The sequence below is a fragment of the Geminicoccus harenae genome, assembly GCF_019800005.1.
Taxonomy (GTDB): Bacteria; Pseudomonadota; Alphaproteobacteria; order Geminicoccales; family Geminicoccaceae; genus Geminicoccus; species Geminicoccus harenae.
The window spans coordinates 18,192-35,140 of the sequence record NZ_JABGCL010000037.1 but is presented as its reverse complement, the minus strand read 5'-3'; the positions used below and the strand labels follow the sequence as shown (position 1 = coordinate 35,140).

The 16,949-nt window shown below is 68.8% G+C and carries 15 protein-coding genes and 1 pseudogene; 8 read left to right on the top strand and 8 right to left on the bottom strand.

Features of this window, described 5'->3' with window-relative positions; all coding sequences use genetic code 11:
• Positions 1-130: integrase core domain-containing protein (locus HLA95_RS23370; protein ID WP_222182689.1), on the top strand; the 130-nt coding region annotated here is incomplete at its 5' end.
• Here the strand turns inward: HLA95_RS23370 and HLA95_RS23365 are convergent.
• Complete coding sequence (locus HLA95_RS23365) at positions 125-265, bottom strand: hypothetical protein (protein WP_191061736.1); 141 nt, start codon at positions 263-265, stop codon at positions 125-127. The genes HLA95_RS23370 and HLA95_RS23365 overlap by 6 nt on opposite strands.
• Positions 266-385: 120 nt before the next feature.
• On the opposite strand from HLA95_RS23365, the pseudogene xsc reads away from it, so the two are divergent.
• Positions 386-2,069, top strand: a pseudogene (xsc, locus tag HLA95_RS23360) (sulfoacetaldehyde acetyltransferase).
• Between the two features lie 16 nt (positions 2,070-2,085).
• Here xsc and HLA95_RS23355 read toward each other — a convergent pair.
• From HLA95_RS23355 to HLA95_RS23335, 5 genes are all read right to left on the bottom strand, one after another.
• Positions 2,086-2,841 carry an SDR family NAD(P)-dependent oxidoreductase gene (locus HLA95_RS23355; RefSeq protein WP_222184699.1) on the bottom strand — a complete coding sequence of 252 codons (756 nt, stop codon included), beginning with the start codon at positions 2,839-2,841 and terminating at the stop codon, positions 2,086-2,088.
• Complete coding sequence (locus HLA95_RS23350; protein ID WP_191062020.1) at positions 2,820-3,221, bottom strand: type II toxin-antitoxin system PemK/MazF family toxin; 402 nt, start codon at positions 3,219-3,221, stop codon at positions 2,820-2,822. Before HLA95_RS23350 ends, HLA95_RS23355 begins: the two co-directional genes overlap by 22 nt.
• Entirely contained in the window at positions 3,208-3,423 is a 216-nt protein-coding gene (locus HLA95_RS23345) for an AbrB/MazE/SpoVT family DNA-binding domain-containing protein (RefSeq protein ID WP_191062021.1), read from the bottom strand. The genes HLA95_RS23350 and HLA95_RS23345 overlap by 14 nt, the downstream gene beginning before the upstream one ends.
• Positions 3,424-3,505: 82 nt before the next feature.
• A complete protein-coding gene (locus HLA95_RS23340; protein ID WP_222184696.1) occupies positions 3,506-5,365 on the bottom strand; it encodes a vWA domain-containing protein in 1,860 nt (619 codons plus the stop codon).
• Positions 5,366-5,374: 9 nt separating this feature from the next.
• Positions 5,375-6,436 carry an ATP-binding protein gene (locus HLA95_RS23335; RefSeq protein ID WP_191061772.1) on the bottom strand — a complete coding sequence of 354 codons (1,062 nt, stop codon included), beginning with the start codon at positions 6,434-6,436 and terminating at the stop codon, positions 5,375-5,377.
• 333 nt (positions 6,437-6,769) lie between these two features.
• Here HLA95_RS23335 and HLA95_RS23330 point away from each other — a divergent pair, with 333 nt between their 5' ends.
• The 6 genes from HLA95_RS23330 to HLA95_RS23305 all read left to right on the top strand — a co-directional run bounded on the left by HLA95_RS23330 (position 6,770) and on the right by HLA95_RS23305 (position 13,378).
• Complete coding sequence (locus tag HLA95_RS23330) at positions 6,770-8,062, top strand: NAD(P)/FAD-dependent oxidoreductase (protein ID WP_222184694.1); 1,293 nt, start codon at positions 6,770-6,772, stop codon at positions 8,060-8,062.
• Between the two features lie 400 nt (positions 8,063-8,462).
• On the top strand, positions 8,463-9,197 hold the full coding sequence (locus HLA95_RS23325; RefSeq protein ID WP_222184692.1) for a response regulator: 735 nt from the start codon (positions 8,463-8,465) through the stop codon (positions 9,195-9,197).
• A 93-nt stretch (positions 9,198-9,290) separates the two neighbouring features.
• Complete coding sequence (locus HLA95_RS23320; protein ID WP_222184690.1) at positions 9,291-9,524, top strand: hypothetical protein; 234 nt, start codon at positions 9,291-9,293, stop codon at positions 9,522-9,524.
• Between the two features lie 4 nt (positions 9,525-9,528).
• Positions 9,529-9,810, top strand: coding sequence for a YjiS-like domain-containing protein (locus tag HLA95_RS23315; protein WP_191057905.1), 282 nt, complete (start codon positions 9,529-9,531; stop codon positions 9,808-9,810).
• 104 nt (positions 9,811-9,914) lie between these two features.
• The gene (locus tag HLA95_RS23310) at positions 9,915-10,838 is read left to right on the top strand and encodes a cytochrome-c peroxidase (RefSeq protein WP_191057904.1); all 924 of its coding nucleotides are present in this window, start codon (positions 9,915-9,917) and stop codon (positions 10,836-10,838) included.
• A complete protein-coding gene (locus tag HLA95_RS23305) occupies positions 10,835-13,378 on the top strand; it encodes a two-component system VirA-like sensor kinase (protein WP_191057903.1) in 2,544 nt (847 codons plus the stop codon). The genes HLA95_RS23310 and HLA95_RS23305 overlap by 4 nt, the downstream gene beginning before the upstream one ends.
• An 89-nt stretch (positions 13,379-13,467) precedes the next feature.
• Here the strand turns inward: HLA95_RS23305 and HLA95_RS23300 are convergent, their stop codons facing one another.
• Both HLA95_RS23300 and HLA95_RS23295 read right to left on the bottom strand, forming a co-directional pair.
• Positions 13,468-15,093, bottom strand: a complete 1,626-nt coding sequence (locus tag HLA95_RS23300) for a phytoene desaturase family protein (RefSeq protein WP_222184688.1) — start codon at positions 15,091-15,093, stop codon at positions 13,468-13,470.
• Between the two features lie 72 nt (positions 15,094-15,165).
• Positions 15,166-16,935, bottom strand: coding sequence for a hydantoinase B/oxoprolinase family protein (locus HLA95_RS23295; RefSeq protein WP_222184686.1), 1,770 nt, complete (start codon positions 16,933-16,935; stop codon positions 15,166-15,168).
• Between the last annotated feature and the right edge of the window lie 14 nt (positions 16,936-16,949).

Here is a 16,949-nt window from a genome sequence, read left to right as displayed (position 1 = left end):
ACGGATCATCGATGCTTGGCGGGACGACTACAACGGCCACCGGCCCCACACGAGCCTCGGCGGCCTCACCCCGAACGAGGTCGCAACCCGGTCCAGACAGGACCACGACCAGAACGGACTCTGGTTATGAACGGGGGCAATCAGGGGGCAAGGTCACCTGGTAGGCCAAGTCGACGGAAAGCGACGCGGCGTAAGCCTGGAACAGCCGGGCGGCCGCGGCGATGTCATCGGGCGATCGGGCCGGCATGATCGTGGTGCTGGACATGATCGTCCTCCCTGGAGCGAAAGGCTGGAAGCCACGCAACATCGTGATCGACAAGCGCGATACTTGCCGACAGCTTCGGGGCAGCCTGACGCAGCCGGTTGGGGAAGGGGAGCCGCACCGATGAAGATGACCACCGAAGAGGCCTTTCAAAGTCCTGCAGATGCACGGCATCCAGCATGCGTTCGGGATCATGTGCGACGGCTACACGCGGGCCAGCGGCCGGATGGGCATGGCGATCGCCCAGAACGGGCCGGGCGTCACCGGCTTCGTGACGGCGGTCAAGACCGCCTACTGGAACCACACCCCGATGCTGCTGGTCACGCCCCAGGCGGCGAACCGGACGATGGGGCAGGGGGGCTTCCAGGAAGTGCCGCAGATGGCGCTGTTCCAGGACATGGTCTGCTATCAGGAGGAGGTGCGCGACCCCTCCCGGATCGCCGAGGTGCTGAACCGGGTGATCGAGAAGGCCTGGCGCGGCTCGGCCCCCGCCCAGATCAATGTCCCGCGCGACTTCTGGACCCAGGTGATCGACATCGAGCTGCCGCAGATCGTGCGGCTGGAGCGGCCGGCCGGCGGCCGGGAGGCGATCGCAGAAGCGGCGAAGCTCCTGTCCGAGGCGCGCTTTCCCGTGATCCTAAACGGGGCAGGCGTGGTGATCGGCGGGGCGATCCCGGATTCGGTGGCGCTCGCCGAGCGGCTGGATGCGCCGGTCTGCGCCGGCTACCAGCACAACGACGCCTTTCCCGGCAGCCATCGCCTGGCGGTGGGCCCGCTGGGCTATAACGGCTCCAAAGCGGCCATGGAACTGATCACCAAGGCCGACGTGGTGCTGGCACTGGGCACCCGGCTCAACCCGTTCTCGACCCTGCCGGGCTACGGCATCGACTACTGGCCAAGGCAGGCAAAGATCATCCAGGTCGACATCAATCCCGACCGGATCGGGCTCACCAAGCGCATCACGGTCGGCATCTGCGGCGATGCAGGGCAGGTGGCCCGTGCCATCCTGGAGCAGCTCTCGCACGAGGCGGGCGATGCCGGGCGGGCCGAGCGCCAAGCGCTCATCCACCAGACCCGCTCCGCCTGGCTCCAGGAGCTCTCCTCGATGGACCACGAGGACGACGATCCCGGTACCAGCTGGAACGCCGACGTGCGCGCCCGCGAGCCGGACCGCATGTCGCCGCGCCAAGCCTGGCGGGCGATCCAGGCGGCGCTGCCGGCGGACGCGATCATCTCCACCGACATCGGCAACAACTGCGCCATCGGCAACGCCTATCCAAGCTTCGAGCAGGGCCGCAAATATCTCGCACCCGGCCTGTTCGGCCCCTGCGGCTACGGCCTGCCCTCGATCGTCGGCGCCAAGATCGGCTGCCCGGACGTGCCGGTGGTGGGCTTTGCCGGCGACGGCGCGTTCGGCATCTCGATGAACGAGATGACTTCGATCCGCCGCGACGGCTGGCCGGCGATCACCATGGTGATCTTCCGCAACTACCAGTGGGGTGCTGAAAAGCGCAACACGACGCTCTGGTTCGACAACAATTTCGTCGGCACCGAGCTGAACCCGAAGCTCAGCTACGCCAAGGTCGCGGATGCCTGCGGCCTGAAGGGCGTGCAGGTGCAAAGCCCAACCGAGCTGACCGAGGCACTGGCCTCGGCCTGTGCTGCCAAGATGAAGGGCGAGACCGTCTTCATCGAGGTGATCCTGAACCAGGAGCTGGGCGAGCCGTTCCGCCGCGACGCGATGAAGAAGCCGGTGGCGGTGGCCGGGATCGACCCCACCGACATGCGGCCGCAACCCCGCGTCTGAGGTGAGGGGAGGCGGCTCAGAGCGAGCTGACCAGGTGCCCCCCGTCGACCGCGACGACCGACCCGGTCATGAACCGCGAGGCATCGCTGGCCAGGAGGAGGAGCGGGCCGTCCAGGTCCTCCTCCTGGCCCAGCCGGCGCTGCGGGATGCGGGCGATCAGGGCCTTGCCGCGCTCGCTCGCGAAGAAGTCGCGGTTGATGTCGGTCTCGATGTAGCCGGGTGCCAGCGCGTTCACCCGAATCCGGTGGCGCGCCAGCTCCAGCGCCATGGACTGGGTGAGCTGGATCAGGCCGGCCTTCGACGCGGCATAGGCCGAGACATGGCCCGCCACGCGCAGGCCCAGGATCGAGGCGATGTTGACGATCGCGCCGTCGCGCCCGGCCGCGATCGCTTGGCGGGCAAAGGCGCGCGACACGAGCCAGGCACCCTTCAGATTGGTGTCGACGATCCGGTCCCAGTCCGCCTCGTCCATGTCGGTGGCGGTGACCGTGGCGGAGACGCCGGAATTGTTGACCAGCACGTCGACCGGCCCGGCCGCCTGGAACGCCTGGTCCACCGTGCCGGCATCGGTAACGTCCATGCCGACCGTGCGGGCCCTGCCGCCGGCTGACCGGATCGCGGCCGCCGCCTCGGCCAGGGCGTCCTGCCGCCGTGCGGCCAGCACCACCTCGGCACCCGCCAGTGCCAGCACTCGGGCAAAGTGCCGGCCGAGCCCGCCCGACGCACCGGTGACCAGTGCCACCTTGCCGCTCATGTCGAAGCGATCGGCCATGTCGTTCCTTCGTTCTTCCAGCCTTCAGTGCCCGCAGCCAGCAGCTCCGCCAGGATGGCGCGCACCCGGGCGAAGCTCGCCGGCGGCAGCCGGCCGACCCGCTCCGCGCGCGCCGTCTCGATCGTGGCGATCTTGACCGGCCGGATCACGGAGGCCACCGGCAGGCCCGCCGCTTCGTGATCCTCGATCAGCACGTCGTCCGCCCAGCCCTGGTTGGCAGCGCTGGTGATCATCGCCACCCAGAGCAGCCCGCCGCCCGGGCCGATCCCGCCCCGGGAAACCACCAGGGCCGGGCGGTGCTGGCGGCGGTTGCGGTCGACATAGGGGAAGGGGACCCGGACGACGTCGCCCGGCGCCAGGCCCGGCTCAGAACCCGGCATAGGCCTCCTGGTCGGCCTGGCTCTCCCATTCGTCGAAGGTGGCGAACGGATCCTCGACCGGCTGCCGCCTGGGCTTGGTGATGATCACCCGGTCGGCCTCGATCTCGTAGACCAGCTCGTCGCCGGCCTTGAGGTCGAGCGCCACCCGCACCGGCTGCGGGATCGTGGTCTGGGCCTTGCTGGTGATCCGGCTCGTGATCATGGGCCATCTCCTGCTGCCTGCTATGTAAGGAAAATCCTTACCGGCGACAAGGTGCAGGGGTCCTGGCACGGGCAGGCGGCTTTCACTGCTGTCCTGCGCCGAAGTGGAAGCGCGGCGCCAGGGTCGCAAAGGGCAGGCGGGCGCCTTCGGGCATCAGGAAGGCGTGTTCGCGGCGGCAGGTGAGGGTGTCGCAGCCGCCATCGGTGATCAGCAGGATCGGCGCATCCTTCGGGAAGCGCTCGTCGCCCTCCAGCCGGGCGATGGCCGGCTGGAGCACGGTGCCGCCGCGGCCGCGGACCTCGACCCGGCCGAGCAGGCTCTCGGGCGGGACATAGCCCATGTCGTGCACGCCGGCATCGCATTGCAGAACCCGGACCTGTGGCACCTCGCGGCTCAAGGCATAGCTGGCGATGGCGCCCAGCGCCCGGGCCAGGAGGTTCGGCGACATCGAGCCGGACGTGTCGAGCACGACGCCGAAGGTCCGGCTGGCCATCAGCTCGTCCGGCCGCAGCCAGACCGGCCGCGGGATGTCCGGCGTGGCGGCCTGGCGACGGCTGGCGCGGGCGAAGCTGCGGCGCGCCTGGAGCGGGGGGAAGAACGCATCCAGCCAGTGACCCAGCCGCACGTCCCACGGGATCGGCGGGTGCTGCAGGGCGCGGATCTCCTCCACCAGCTCGCCCGGCAGGGTGCCGCGCACGCCCTTGCCGAGATGGAGGTCCAGCCCCTCGGCGAGTGCCCGCCGGTAGAAGCTGTCCAGGTCGCAGCCGGGGCCGGTCCACCAGCTGGGCGGGCGGTTGTCCAGCACGTCGACCTTGCCCTGGCCGCGCAGGGTGCGGCTCTTGTTGAGCCGGCGGATCAGGCGCAGGTCGCCGACGATCCGGTCATAGACCGCCTCGGCCGATTCCTTCTCCAGCCGGAGCTCCGGGTCCAGGAGCAGGCTGTCGGTCGGCATCTCGCCGATCCCCATCTCCACCAGCCAGCCATTGATGACGTAGTCGCAGGCGACGTTCCACAAGTACGGATCGCGGCCTTGGCGCCTCGGCCCGTGGCGCAGGCCGGTATGGAGCAGCTCGTGCGCGATGACGAACTGCATGGTCGGCCGGGTCCAGGGAAAGTGCGGGTTCACGTAGATGCGGCGCAGCTCGTCGTCGATGGCGGCGATCGCGATGTCCAGTTGCGCGCAGAGTGCCGCGTCCTCGATCAGCTCGAAGGCCGCGGCCAGCGAGCCCAACAGGGGATAGTTGGTGACGAACCAGGTGCGCGCCTGTTCGGCCAGGGAGTTCGGGTTGCGGCGCGGCGTGGCTGGGCCGCGCGCCGTCGCACCGGCCGTGTCGATCGCATCCAGCACGCTGCGGCGGATGGCACTGGCCAGGATGTCCTGGCGCTCCTGGCGGAGCTTGCGGTCGAGCGGCGGGAAGTTGGCCGGGCCGGTGAAGGTCGGCATGCCCCGGCCGGCCAGCCCATGCCCGGCGTACTGCGCCATCAGGGCCGGCCCGCCGTCGCGCAGCACCGCCGCGATCGCCGCCGGCTCGCGGCCGAGCGGCGGCAGCTCGCACCAGGGCAGGTCGTCGGGGCGGCGGCCGATGCCGAGCTGCCGGACGAAGTCGGAGCCGACCAGCGTGCAGGCGATCTGCCAGGCCTCGTCGGTGCGCTCGGGGTCGGCGTGGCACAGATAGAGGTGGAGCAGGGCCTGTCCCAGCACGTTCGCCCACTCTTCCGGCAGGGCGCGCCGCCAGGGATTGACCTCGATCACCGTGTGCTGGCCGTAGTGGCCATACAAGCGCAGGCGGGCGAAGCCATCGGGCGGGAACGCGACCGATGGCCGGTCATCGAGCCACCAGTGATTGCCTATCAGGGTGGCGAACAAAGGATCCTTGCGCAGGATCTCGGTGCCTGCCAGCCTGGCCTGCCGGTACTCCTTGGGCGGGTCCCTCCTGGCCACGGGTGCCGCTCAGCCAGCCCGCTGGGCGGCCAGCCGCGGCAGGGCGCGGGCCAGCTCGATCGTGTACCAGGACGGCAGGGCCAGGCCGCTCTCGGTCTCGGTGACGACGAGCTGAGCCATCTCGGTGGAGATCCGCGCCAGGCTCACGACCAGCTCCTTGGCGCGATTGGCGAGCTGCCGGGCTTCCCCGCCGACCCGGCTCTCCTCGTCGGGCAGCTCCTTGATCAGCCGGTCACGGAGCTGCTGGACCAGGACATAGAGGACGTCGCGCTCGTCGGGCTTCTCCGGCCAGCCGCGCTCACCCTTGAGGATGGCACCCAGGTCGTGCGCCCGCTCGCGCAGCTTGGCGAAGGCCACGAACTGGCGGGCATGGGCCGGGGTGAGCAGCCCGGACGCCAGGATGCCGATCTCCTCCAGCGTGATGCCCGGCCCATAGGCGAACAGCGCCCTGGACAGCATGTCCCAGCCGCGCGGGGTGGAGAACGGCTCCTCGTGCTTGGGCGGCTTGGACCAGAGATGGTCCGAGCGCTGCATGAGATAGGAGACGACCAGCTCGTGCACCCCGGCCTGCTCCGCCCAGGCCAGCCAGTCGCGGGCCGAGGCGCGCAGCTGCACATGGACCAGGCGGTTGATCAGGGCAGACGAGAGCGGCCGGGTGATCGCCGCGTCCTCCGTGCGGTTGCCGGCACCGATCACGATGGTGCCCGCGGGCAGCATGAACTCGCCGATCCGGCGGTCGAGGATCAGCGAGTAGAACGCCTTCTGCACTTCCTGCGAGCAGGCGTTCAGCTCGTCCAGGAACAGGCAGTAGGGCTCGTCCCGCGCGATCAAGGTCGGCGGGCAGAAGCGCGAGCGCCCGTCCACGATCTGCGGCACGCCGATGATGTCCTCCGGTGCGAGCTGCGAGCCCAGCAGGGACACGCAGGGCAGGCCCACCGCATCGGCGAACTGCCGCACCAGGGCGGACTTGCCGATCCCGGGCGGCCCCCAGATGAACACCGGCAGGACCGTCGCGACGTTGAGCAGGAACGGGGCCAGCATGACTGGCGTGAGAGCTTGCGCGGCTTCCATGTCGACCTGGTATCACTCAAAGAATACCACCTCTTATCTTGCGCCGGCAGGACGGGCGAGGGGAATGGCTGCGCCAGCGGCGGACGAGAGCGCCATCGTAGATCTTCAGCAACGCTCCCGACACTGCGCGAGGACGATGTCTATCGACGACACGTTGCAGCGCAGGCATTCGCCATCCGGTAGCCTGCCCAGAACTGTCCGGAAGGAGCGGGTTGCAACTGCAACCATCGAACCTGCCGCCGAAACGGTTCCGCAACGTCAGGAGCCGAGATTGACGTCTCCGTTGCTTCTGGCTGAGAGGGGCACGTGCATATCGGATGCGGAACACGGGCGGTGGTGGTCGGGTCCGGAATCGCGGGTCTGGCCGCAGCCCAGGCGCTGGCGGACCATTTCGAGCTCGTGGTCGTCCTGGAGCGGGATGAAGAGCCGGTCGACGGTCAGGCCCGCCAGGGCGTCCCGCAGGGCCGGCATCCGCACCTGCTCCTGTGCGGCGGGATGAGCGCGCTCTCGACCCTGTTCCCTGGCCTGGACCAGGATCTCCGTACTGCCGGTGCCGTCCCGCTCGACGTGGGCAGGGATCTGCAACTGGAATTTCCGCAACTGGGCGCCCTGCCCAGGCGGGAGCTGGGCCTTGCCACCTTCTCGATGACCCGCCCGCTGCTGGAGCAGGCCCTGCGCCGGCGGATCCTCCTGCGCGGCAATGTCGAGATCCGCTACGGCACCCGGGTCATCGGCATCCTGACCTCGTCGGACGGCAGGGTCGCCGGCGTGCACCATCAGGAACAGCAGGGCCGTTACGGCACGATCAGCGCGGACCTGGTGGTGGACGCCTCCGGTCGGGCTGCCCCTACGCTGGACTGGCTCCAAGCCAACGGGATGGCAGTGCGGCAGACCACGGTACGGGTCGACATCGGCTACGCCACGGCGGTTTTCGCCGCGGCTTCCGTGCCCGCTGCGGGCTTCATCGGCGCCGCGACGCTCGCTGATGCGCCCAAGAGCAGCCGGTCTGGCTATGTGCTCCAGGTCGAGGACGGAAGCTGGCAGGTCCTGCTGGTGGGGCGGGGGGACGATCGCCCGCCCGCGGATCCTGGCCGCTTCATCGCTTTCGCTCAGGGCCTGCCGACCCGAACGATCGCCGACTTCCTCGCGAGCGCCGGTCCGCCGGCGCAGGTCAGCCGCTTCGCCTTTCCCAAGAGTGTGTGGCGGCACTTCAGGGGTCCTGCCCGCCTGCCCCGGGGCCTCCTGCCGATCGGCGATGCGATCTGCCGGTTCAACCCGGTCTATGGCCAGGGTATGAGCGTCGCGGCGCAGGAGGCAGTGCTGCTCCGCGATCTGCTGGAGGAGCGGGCGGGCTCCGCGGATCCGCTGGCCGGGCTCACCGACCCGTTCCTGGCCGGTGCCGATCGGATCATCGAGACGCCATGGGCGGTCTCTACGCTCCCGGATTTCGTTTACCCGCAGACCAGAGGCAAGCGGCCGGCGCGGCTTGAGCAGGAGTTGCAGTTGCAGGCCGCGATCCGGCAGCGGGCGCTGGTCGATCCCAAGACCTGCCGCCTGCTGTCCGAGGTCCATCACCTGCTCAAGCCCTTGCAGGCCCTGCGCAGCGCCGAACTGGCGGCCGCCTAGACTTCGGCAGGACCTCGACCGTCCTGCACGACTGACGGGCGGCTCCACCGAGCGCATCGTGGGGGCCGGCCACGGCCCCTGGGACCTAGGCATCGCGCCCACGTTCACTCGAGATCCGGACCGGCGGATCCCTCACTCCCCGAACCTGCTTGCGCAAGAGCCGATCCGGCGACGGGTCGGCTCCTGCCGTGCATGGGCCATCGGCCTGGCTGTGACCGACATCACTGCCTGGATGTCAGGTGCAGTTATGAGCGCCGCGGAAAGCTGTCCCCGGTGGCTCCGACGGTGCCGCCCGGCAGTGCGGCCGGACCCGCCATGGTCCGGCCAGACGAGGTAGTGCAACCGCATGCTCATGATGGACCATGCTACCGGCTGGCAATCCAGGCCGCGGGGACCCGGCATGACCGACGACAGGACCGGCCGGGCGCGCATCCTGGTGATCGATGACGACCCGGCGATGCGGCAGATGCTCACGACCTACCTAGAGCAGAACAATCTGGCGGTCCTGTCCGCCCAGGGCCGGCGGGACATGTCGAGCCATTTCATGCGCGGCGAGCCGGATCTGGTGATCCTCGATCTCCATCTGGGCCGTGAGGAAGGGTTGGATCTCCTGCGCGAGATCCGGGCCTCCTCGGACGTTCCGGTGATCATCGCCACGGGCCAGCGGCGCGAGGAAGTGGACCGCGTCCTGGGCCTCGAGCTCGGCGCCGACGACTTCGTGACCAAGCCGTTCGGCCTGCGCGAGCTGCTGGCGCGGGTACGCGCCGTCCTGCGCCGCCGAAGCCCAGCGCGGGCCAGCGGCACGGCCGGCATCGACCGGCGGCGCTTCCGGTTCGGCGGCTGGCAGCTCGACTGCACCGCCCGCCGCCTGACCGGCCCGGACGGGAACCCCGTGCCCCTCACCAAGGGGGAGTATGCGCTGCTCATCGCCTTTCTGGAGGCACCGCAGCGGCCACTCACCCGCCCGCATCTTCTCCAGGCGACCAGGGTCCACGAGGATGTCTTCGACCGCAGCATCGACGTGCAGATCCTGCGGCTGCGGCGCAAGCTGGAAGCCGAGCCCGGCATGCCGGGCGTCCTCCAGACCGTGCGCGGCATTGGCTACATGTTCGTGCTGCCGGTCGAGATCGCCTGACCCGGCTACCGATGTAACCATGTCGCTGCCGGCAGAGAATGTTGCGTAATATGGCTTGGGCAGGATCGCCTCCGTCAACTGGCGGAGAGCATCATGCAAGATCGACATCGACTAACTCTGGCGGGCCGAAGTCGCTGGCAGCAAAGCGCTGCCGCTGTTGCCCGCCTCGGCCATGCCCTGTTCGGGAACTTGGTGAGCGGCTTTGCCGCGGCGGCCGTCGCGCTGCATCCGGAGCTGATGCTGTCGTCGACAGAGTGGCGCAAAGACGAGGCTCTTCCCGACCCGGACCCGGTCCGGAAGGACCAGTCACCGGCCAGAGGAGGCTGAGTCCATGGCCATCTCGTACAAGCAGCCGGGTCTTCCGCTGGCCCCCGTCCTGGGGCGGCGGAGCCAGCCAGTGCCATGGTGGCAGGCGCTCCTCCGTCCTGCCGGCTGGCTCTGGCGCCGCATGCGGCAGCGGATCGCCCTGCACCGCACCCAGACCCTTCTGGAGACGCTCGACGAGCGTACGCTCAAGGATATCGGCCTCAACCGGATGGACCTCCGGTACCTGTCCCGGAAGGAAAGTCGGCTTGGCGACTGGCGGAGCTGGGAGCTGACGGACGATCGATGATGGCATGCGGGGGATGGGTCGTTTCCGCCGGGGTGGCAGCGGCGATGGTGGTGGGAGCCCTGCTTCTACCTGCCCCGGGCTTCCTCGCCCAAGCAGAGCCTCCGGTGCCATCCGTTGCGGATGGAGCGATCACGCCGGCCGTCCTGCCGCCATGGGCGCCGCCTGCGTCGCCGGCGGAAGTGGCGCTGGGCGAGAAGCTGTTCTTCGAGCGGCGGCTTTCGCGCGACGACCGGTTCGCCTGCAGCACCTGCCATGACCTGGACGCGGCAGGCACCGACTCCCGCACAATCGGCGAAGGCATCGACGGCAAGCCGCTGCGCCGGAACACGCTGACGGTGTTCAATGCCGGCCTCAGCGCCACCCTCGGCTGGACCGGCGCATTTTCGAGCCTGGAGTCCCAGGCCATGGCGTCCATCGCGGCACCCGCGATCATGGGGGCGGACTGGCGAGAGGTGATCGCCAAGCTCCAGGGGGATGCCGGCTACCGGGCAGACTTCGCCGCCGTCTATGGGGCTGGCCCGACCCCGGTCACCATCGCCAGGGCGCTGGCTGCCTTCCAGCGGACGCTGGTGACGCCGGGCAGCCGGTTCGACCGCTACCTGGAAGGCGAGGAGACGGCGCTGACACCGTCCGAACTGGCCGGCTACCGGCTGTTCCGCGAGATCGGCTGCATCAGCTGCCACCAGGGGCGCAACATCGGCGGCAACCTGTTCGAGCAGTTCGGCCTGTTCATAGCACCCGGGGCGGGCGGAAAGCAGGACGATCCGGGGCGCCAGGAGGTGACCGGGCGCGCCGCCGACCGGAACGTGTTCCGCGTCCCGAGCCTGCGCAACGTCGCCCTGACCCCGCCCTATTTCCATGACGGCAGTGCCGAAACGCTGGGCCGGGCCGTCACCGTGATGGCGCGCACCCAGCTCGGCCGCTCGCTCGACCCGGCCGACATCGACCGGATCGTCCAGTTCCTGGGCACGCTGACCGGCGAGTATCAGGGGCGCCCGCTGCGCGCGGCCGGGGCGCCGCAGGAATGACCACCCTGGTCCGGCCGGTCCTGACCGTGGCAGCGCTGCTCGTGCTGCTCACCTACCTGATGCTCCAGGGTGCTGCGCCCTACCTGCCAGAGCAGGAACAGCGCCTGCACGCGGTGGATGCCATCGTCCTGAACCAGGCCGCCCTGGAGCGCGACGCACTGCGCATCCGGGCCGGCCTGCTGGCGAACTACGATCCGTTGGTCGATGCCACCGCCCGGCTGCAGCAGGCCCTGCGGCAACTGCAGGCCGGCCTGCCGGACTGGCCGCAGATGGCCGAGCGGTTCGCCGAGCTGCGCCAGGCCGTGGAGCAGCAGGAGCCGCTGGTCGATGCGATCAAGACCAGCAATGCCCTGGTGCAGAACTCGCTCGCCTACTTCACCTATCTCGTCGCCGACCAGGCCGCGGCCCATGGCGGCCTGGGCCCCGAACTCGCCGACCTCGCCACCGGCATGCTCCGCTTCAGCAAGGGCGTGGGCCATGTGGATGCCGAGGCGCTGACCGGGGCGCTCGACCAGTACGACCAGGCGGTCCGCGGCGAGCCGGCTGGCGACTGGCACTCGATCGGCGCGCACGGGCGCACGATCCTGCGGCACATGGCGATGCTGGACGGAAAGCTGGCGGAACTCGACCGCTCGCCGGTCGAAGCCAGCGCCGCCTCCTTCCGCGCACTACTGGTCGAGCGCTATGCCGCCCTGGATCGCCAGGCCGCGACCTATCAGGGCCTGCTCTACCTCACCGCGATCCTTCTGCTGAGCTATCTGTCGATCCTTTATCTGAAGCTGCGCCGAAGCGCCCGCGACCTCGGCAGGCATGCGCAGGAACTGGAGATCCGCTCGGCCGCCCAGTCCACCATCGCCGAGCTTTCCACCTCCTTCATCGACATTCCGCCGGAGCGGATCGGCCCCGGTGTCAGGGCAGGCATCGCCCTGCTGGGGCAGCGGCTGGGCGTCGACCGGGCCTATCTGCTGGCCGCTGCCGACAGTGGCCGGGAGGCCGGCTGCACGGCCGTCTGGCCGGCCGGGTCCCAGAATGGCGACTGGCCGGACCTGGCCTTGAGCCTGCTCACTGCGCCTGAGCTGCTCCGACTGGAGCAGGACGGCTGCATCCCGGTAGCCTCGGTGCCGGCCCTGCCGGCGGGTACGGCGCGCACTGCCCTGCAAGCTCACGGCATCCGCGCCTGGCTCGGCATCCCGCTGTGGCAGAAGGGGCGGCGCGTGGGCCTGCTCGGGTTCGACCTCACCCACGGCCCGCGCGACTGGAGCGCCGACAGCCTGCAGCAGCTCAGGATCGCGAGCGACATCTTCGCCCATGCGCTGGAGCGGCAGCGCGCCGAGGCGGAGCGCGACGCACTGGCGGCACGGCTGGCGCAGGCGGAGCGGATGGAGGCGATCGGCACGCTTGCCGGCGGGATCGCGCACAACTTCAACAACATTCTCGGCGCCATCCTGGGCTATGCCGAGATGGCGGCCCAGGCGCTGAAGGCTGGTTCCCAGGCCCGCCGGCATGTCGAGGCGGTGCACACGGCCGGCATGCGCGCGAAGCTGCTGGTCGACCAGATCCTGACCTTCAGCCGTCGCGGCGAAGCCAGCCGGATGCCGGTCGGGATGGTGCGGCTGATCGAGGAAACGACCGGGCTCCTGAACGTCGTGTTGCCGGCCACCGTGAAGGTCGAGCTCGACCAGGTCGAGGCCAGTGCCATGGTGAGGGGCGATCCGGCCCAGCTCCAGCAGATCATCATGAACCTCTGCACCAATGCGGCGCAGGCGATGAACGGTGCCGGCCGGATCCGGCTCGCCATCTCGGTCGTGGCGACAGCCGGGCAGCGCATCCTGTCCCATGGCACGATGCCGGCCGGGCGCTATGTCCGCATCGCCGTCAGCGATGAAGGCCATGGCATCGATCAGGCGACGCTGCAGCGGATCTTCGAGCCGTTCTTCACGACCAGGCCATCCAGAGGCGGGACCGGGCTGGGCCTCGCCACCGTCCATGGGATCGTGGCCGACCATGGTGGAGCGATGAACGTCATGAGCCGCCCGGGCCAGGGAACCGTGTTCGAGGTCTATCTGCCGACAGGCGCCGAAAGCGACCTACCCCTGCCGCCGGCCGACCCATCCCGCGGGGATATTCCCTTCGGCACCGGACAGGTCGTGCTGCTGATCGACGACGAGGAGATGCTGGTCTCGCTCACGGAGGAGATCCTGGCGGGGCTCGGCTACGAGCCGGCCGGCTTCACCGACCCGTTACGGGCGCTCCAGGCCTTCGAGGCAGATCCCGGACGCTTCGATCTGGTCCTGTCGGACATGGTCATGCCCGGCATGACCGGCGACCAGCTCGCCGACCGGATCGCCCGGCTGCGGCCGGATGTGCCGGTCATCCTGATGACCGGCTATGGCGATCTCGTGGCCCAGGAACGGGCTGCCGGACGCGCCAGTCACGCGGTCCTGCGCAAGCCGCTCTCCGCGATGGACCTGGCCAGGGCGCTGGCCCGGCACCTCCCCGCGGAAACGATGCGATCAGCGGCCGAGGGGGTCGGCCGCTGATCGTTAGTTAACCATGCCCCGTGCCATGGGCTCAAACACCAGAGGTGCTGGCGCCCTTTTGCTCCCGGCCGGACCGGGAGCCGGCGGCCTCAACTGACGGCATAGCCCATGCCCGACTTGGTCTTCCGGTCCGCCAGGATCTCGCGCGCGGCGTTGTAGCCGTTGATCCCGGACACGCCGCCGCCTGGATGGGTCGAGGCGCCGCACAGATAGAGGCCGTGGATCGGCGTGCGGTAGTCGGCGTGGTGCGGGACCGGGCGCTTGAAGAAGAGCTGGTCGGCGCTGAGCTCGCCCTGGAAGATGTGGCCCTGCGGCAGGTGGACGATGTTCTCGATGTCCTGGGCGATCAGGAACTGGCCGCCGATGATGTCGTTCGAGAAGCCCGGCGCGAAGCGGTCCATCGTGTCCAGCACGGTCTTCTGGAACTTGTCCTTCTCGACCGCCCAGTCGCCGCCCTTCAGCTCGTAGGGTGCGTGGCCGCCGAACAGGTTGACGACGTGCTTGCCCTTCGGCGCCAGGGTGTCGTCGACGATCGTCGGCACGACCGGGGTGATGAACGGTGCCGACGAGTACCAGCCATGCTTGGCGTCGTCATAGGCCCGTTCCAGATAGTCGATGTCCGGGGCGATATGGACATAGGTGGGATAGGTCCAGTCCCCCAGCGCCCCATCCTTCAGCACCCGGTCCAGGCAGCTGTATTGCGGAGGCCGCTCGACCGCGAGGTTGGCCTTGAACGCGGTGGAGAAGCTCCGATACGTCTTGATGTCGCGCACCACGTCCGCGGGCAGATGCCGCTCGCCCACCAGGTTCAGATAGAGGATCTTGGCGTGAGCGTTGGAGATGACGATCGGCGCCTCGTATTCCCGGCCGTCCTCGGTCAGGACGCCGCGCGCCCGCCCGTCCACCACCCGGACCTCTCTGACCGGGCTGTCGGTCAGGATCCTGGCGCCATGCTCGGTGGCCGCGGCGGCGATCGAGGCGGAGATGGCGCCCTGGCCGCCACGGATGAAGCCCCAGCCACCCGCACCGGCGTTCTCGCCCATCACGTGATGCATGATGACATAGGCGCTGCCGGGCGTCTTGGGCCCGGCGAACGTGCCGATCGAGGCGTAATAGGCCAGCACCGCCTTGATCCGGTCGTCCTCGAACCACTCGGACAGGAAGTCATAGGCGCTCATGGTGAGCATGTCGTAGACGCGGAAGAACTTGTTGCCGTACTTCCGGTTGCGCTTCGCGAAGCCGAACATCTGCTTGACCGTTTTCCAGTCGCGCTTGGTCGGATCGAACGGCGTCTCCCAGAGCAGCTTGCGGAAGACGTCGGCGTTCTCGTTCAGGAACCGGTCGAACTCGGCATAGATCGCCGCGTCCTTCTTGTTGAAGCGGGCGAAGCTTTCCTGGGTGCGCTGCACGTTGTCGGAGAAGACGATGTAGTCGCCGTCGTCCAGCGGCGAGAGCATGTCGCTGCACGGCATGATCTCCAGGCCGTGCCGCTTCAGCTCGAGGTCCGCCTGGATGCGCGGGTGGAGGATGCTCATCAGGTAGGAGAAGATCGAGGCGCGGAAGCCCGGGGCGATCTCCTCGGTGACCGCGGCGCCGCCGAACACCGGGCGGCGCTCCAGGACCAGCGGCTTCAGGCCGGCTTTGGCCAGATAGGCTGCGCAGACGAGACCATTATGTCCACCACCGATAATGATGGCGTCGTAGCGTTCGGCCAAGGTCGGCTTCCTCAGAGGTGGGAATGGCAAGATCGCAGGCCGGACGATACGCCCGGCCTGCCTTTTTCTGCTTCAGCCGCGCAGGCGGGAGGTCTGCGCCTCGTCGATGGTCATGGAAGCCGGATCGATGGCGACGCCGTAGACGTCGCGGGCGGCCTCGATCGAGATGTACTCGTCGAGCACGTCCTCCAGCACCTTCCTGGCCGGCCGCTGCTTCGGGTCGCCCCAGCCGCCGCCGCCGGTGCTCTCGAACTTGAACTGCTCGTCATAGGCGAAGCGGTGCCCGGCCAGCAGCGGGTTGGTCCAGTCGCCGTTCGGGGACAGCCCGCCGATCACGATCTCCCGCCCGTCCGGGTAGATATGGCTGGAACGCTGCACGGCGCTGCGCCCGCCGCCGTTCACGCCGGGGCTGCCCTCGCGGGTCCTGGCCGTCTCCATGCCGAGCTCGCCGTCACACAAATAGCGGACCTTGAAGACCGCCCCGAGCCCGCCGCGGTACTTGCCGGCACCCGCCGAATCCTGGCGCAGCTCGAACGCCTCGTACTCGATCGGGAAGAACAGCTCCGCCGTCTCGGCGGCCATGTTCATGCAGTTGCCGAGCGGGTCCATGGTGACGCTCATGCCGTCGTTGAACGGCGTGCCGCCCCAGCCACCTGCGGGCAGGTCGGAGAACACGTCGCTGCGCCCGTCCTTGTCCATCGTCGAGGACACGAACCAGTTGCATTCCGAGCAGGTCGAGCCGGTGACCCGGTCCGGGATCGCCTGGGCCAGGGCCTGCCAGATGGCGCTGGTGATCTTGGAGGAGGCGAGCGTGGTGCAGCCGATGGTGGGTGATGGCCACTTCGCGTTCAGCCAGCAATTGTCCGGAATGACGAGCTTGATCGGCGCGAACATGCCGGCATTCGAGGGTGCGTCCGGCGCCAGGAAGAACTGCAGGGAATAGAGGGCCGCCGATGCCGTGTTGGCGTAGGGCGAGTTGACCGCACCCTTGCAGACCGGATCCGAGCCGGTGAAATCGACGGTGATCTCGGAGCCGCGCACCCGGAGCGTCACCTTGACCTTGATCGGGTCCGGCGAGAAGCCGTCCGTGTCGGCGAAGTCCTCCGCCGTGTAGTCGCCGTCCGGGATGTCCTCGATGCTCTTGCGAACGATGCGCTCGGTGTAGCCGATCAGGTCCGACATGGCGGCCTTGATCGTCTCGGTGCCATAGCGTGTGGCCGCCCGCTGCAGCTCGGTCTCCGCGCTCTTCAGGGCACCCAGATGGGCCTGCAGGTCGCCCTTCACGAAATGCGGCGTGCGGGTGTTGTTCATGATGATCGCGAGGAAGTCGCGATTGATCTCGTAATTCTCGTAGAGCTTGATCGGCGGCAGGCGCAGCCCTTCCGCGGCGACATGGGTCCCGAACGACTGCCCACCCGCGGCACCCCCGCCCAGGTCCATCCAGTGCCCCCGGCTGACGGCAAAGCCCAGGATCTCGCCCTCGTGGAAGATCGGCATGGTGAAGGTGATGTCATTGATATGCGTGCCGCCCTGGTAGGGGTCGTTCAGCGCGATCACGTCACCGGGCTTCAGCGTGTCGATGGGGAAGCGTGCCGTGGACGCATCGGCGCTGAACTGCATGGCCGCCAGATGGACCGGGCAGTTGGCCGCCTGGGACAGGAGGCGCAGCTGCGGGTCGTAGATGGCGTTCGAGTAGTCCAGGATGTCCGCCAGGATCGGCGAGAACGACGTGCGCTGCATGATCGTCGACATGCGGTCGCACGCGTACTGGAACGTGTTGCGGAGAACCTCGAAGGTGATCGGGTCGATCTTGGAGTCGACCTTGACCATGTCGTTCGTCATTGGATCTTCCTCCC

Coding starts and splice junctions, on each gene's coding strand:
- HLA95_RS23365 (WP_191061736.1), bottom strand. CDS start 265: ATGTCCAGCACCACGATCATGCCGGCCCGATCGCCCGATGACATCGCC.
- HLA95_RS23355 (WP_222184699.1), bottom strand. CDS start 2,841: ATGGCCGATCGCTTCGACATGAGCGGCAAGGTGGCACTGGTCACCGGT.
- HLA95_RS23350 (WP_191062020.1), bottom strand. CDS start 3,221: ATGCCGGGTTCTGAGCCGGGCCTGGCGCCGGGCGACGTCGTCCGGGTC.
- HLA95_RS23345 (WP_191062021.1), bottom strand. CDS start 3,423: ATGATCACGAGCCGGATCACCAGCAAGGCCCAGACCACGATCCCGCAG.
- HLA95_RS23335 (WP_191061772.1), bottom strand. CDS start 6,436: ATGGAAGCCGCGCAAGCTCTCACGCCAGTCATGCTGGCCCCGTTCCTG.
- HLA95_RS23325 (WP_222184692.1), top strand. CDS start 8,463: ATGACCGACGACAGGACCGGCCGGGCGCGCATCCTGGTGATCGATGAC.
- HLA95_RS23320 (WP_222184690.1), top strand. CDS start 9,291: ATGCAAGATCGACATCGACTAACTCTGGCGGGCCGAAGTCGCTGGCAG.
- HLA95_RS23315 (WP_191057905.1), top strand. CDS start 9,529: ATGGCCATCTCGTACAAGCAGCCGGGTCTTCCGCTGGCCCCCGTCCTG.
- HLA95_RS23305 (WP_191057903.1), top strand. CDS start 10,835: ATGACCACCCTGGTCCGGCCGGTCCTGACCGTGGCAGCGCTGCTCGTG.
- HLA95_RS23295 (WP_222184686.1), bottom strand. CDS start 16,935: ATGACGAACGACATGGTCAAGGTCGACTCCAAGATCGACCCGATCACC.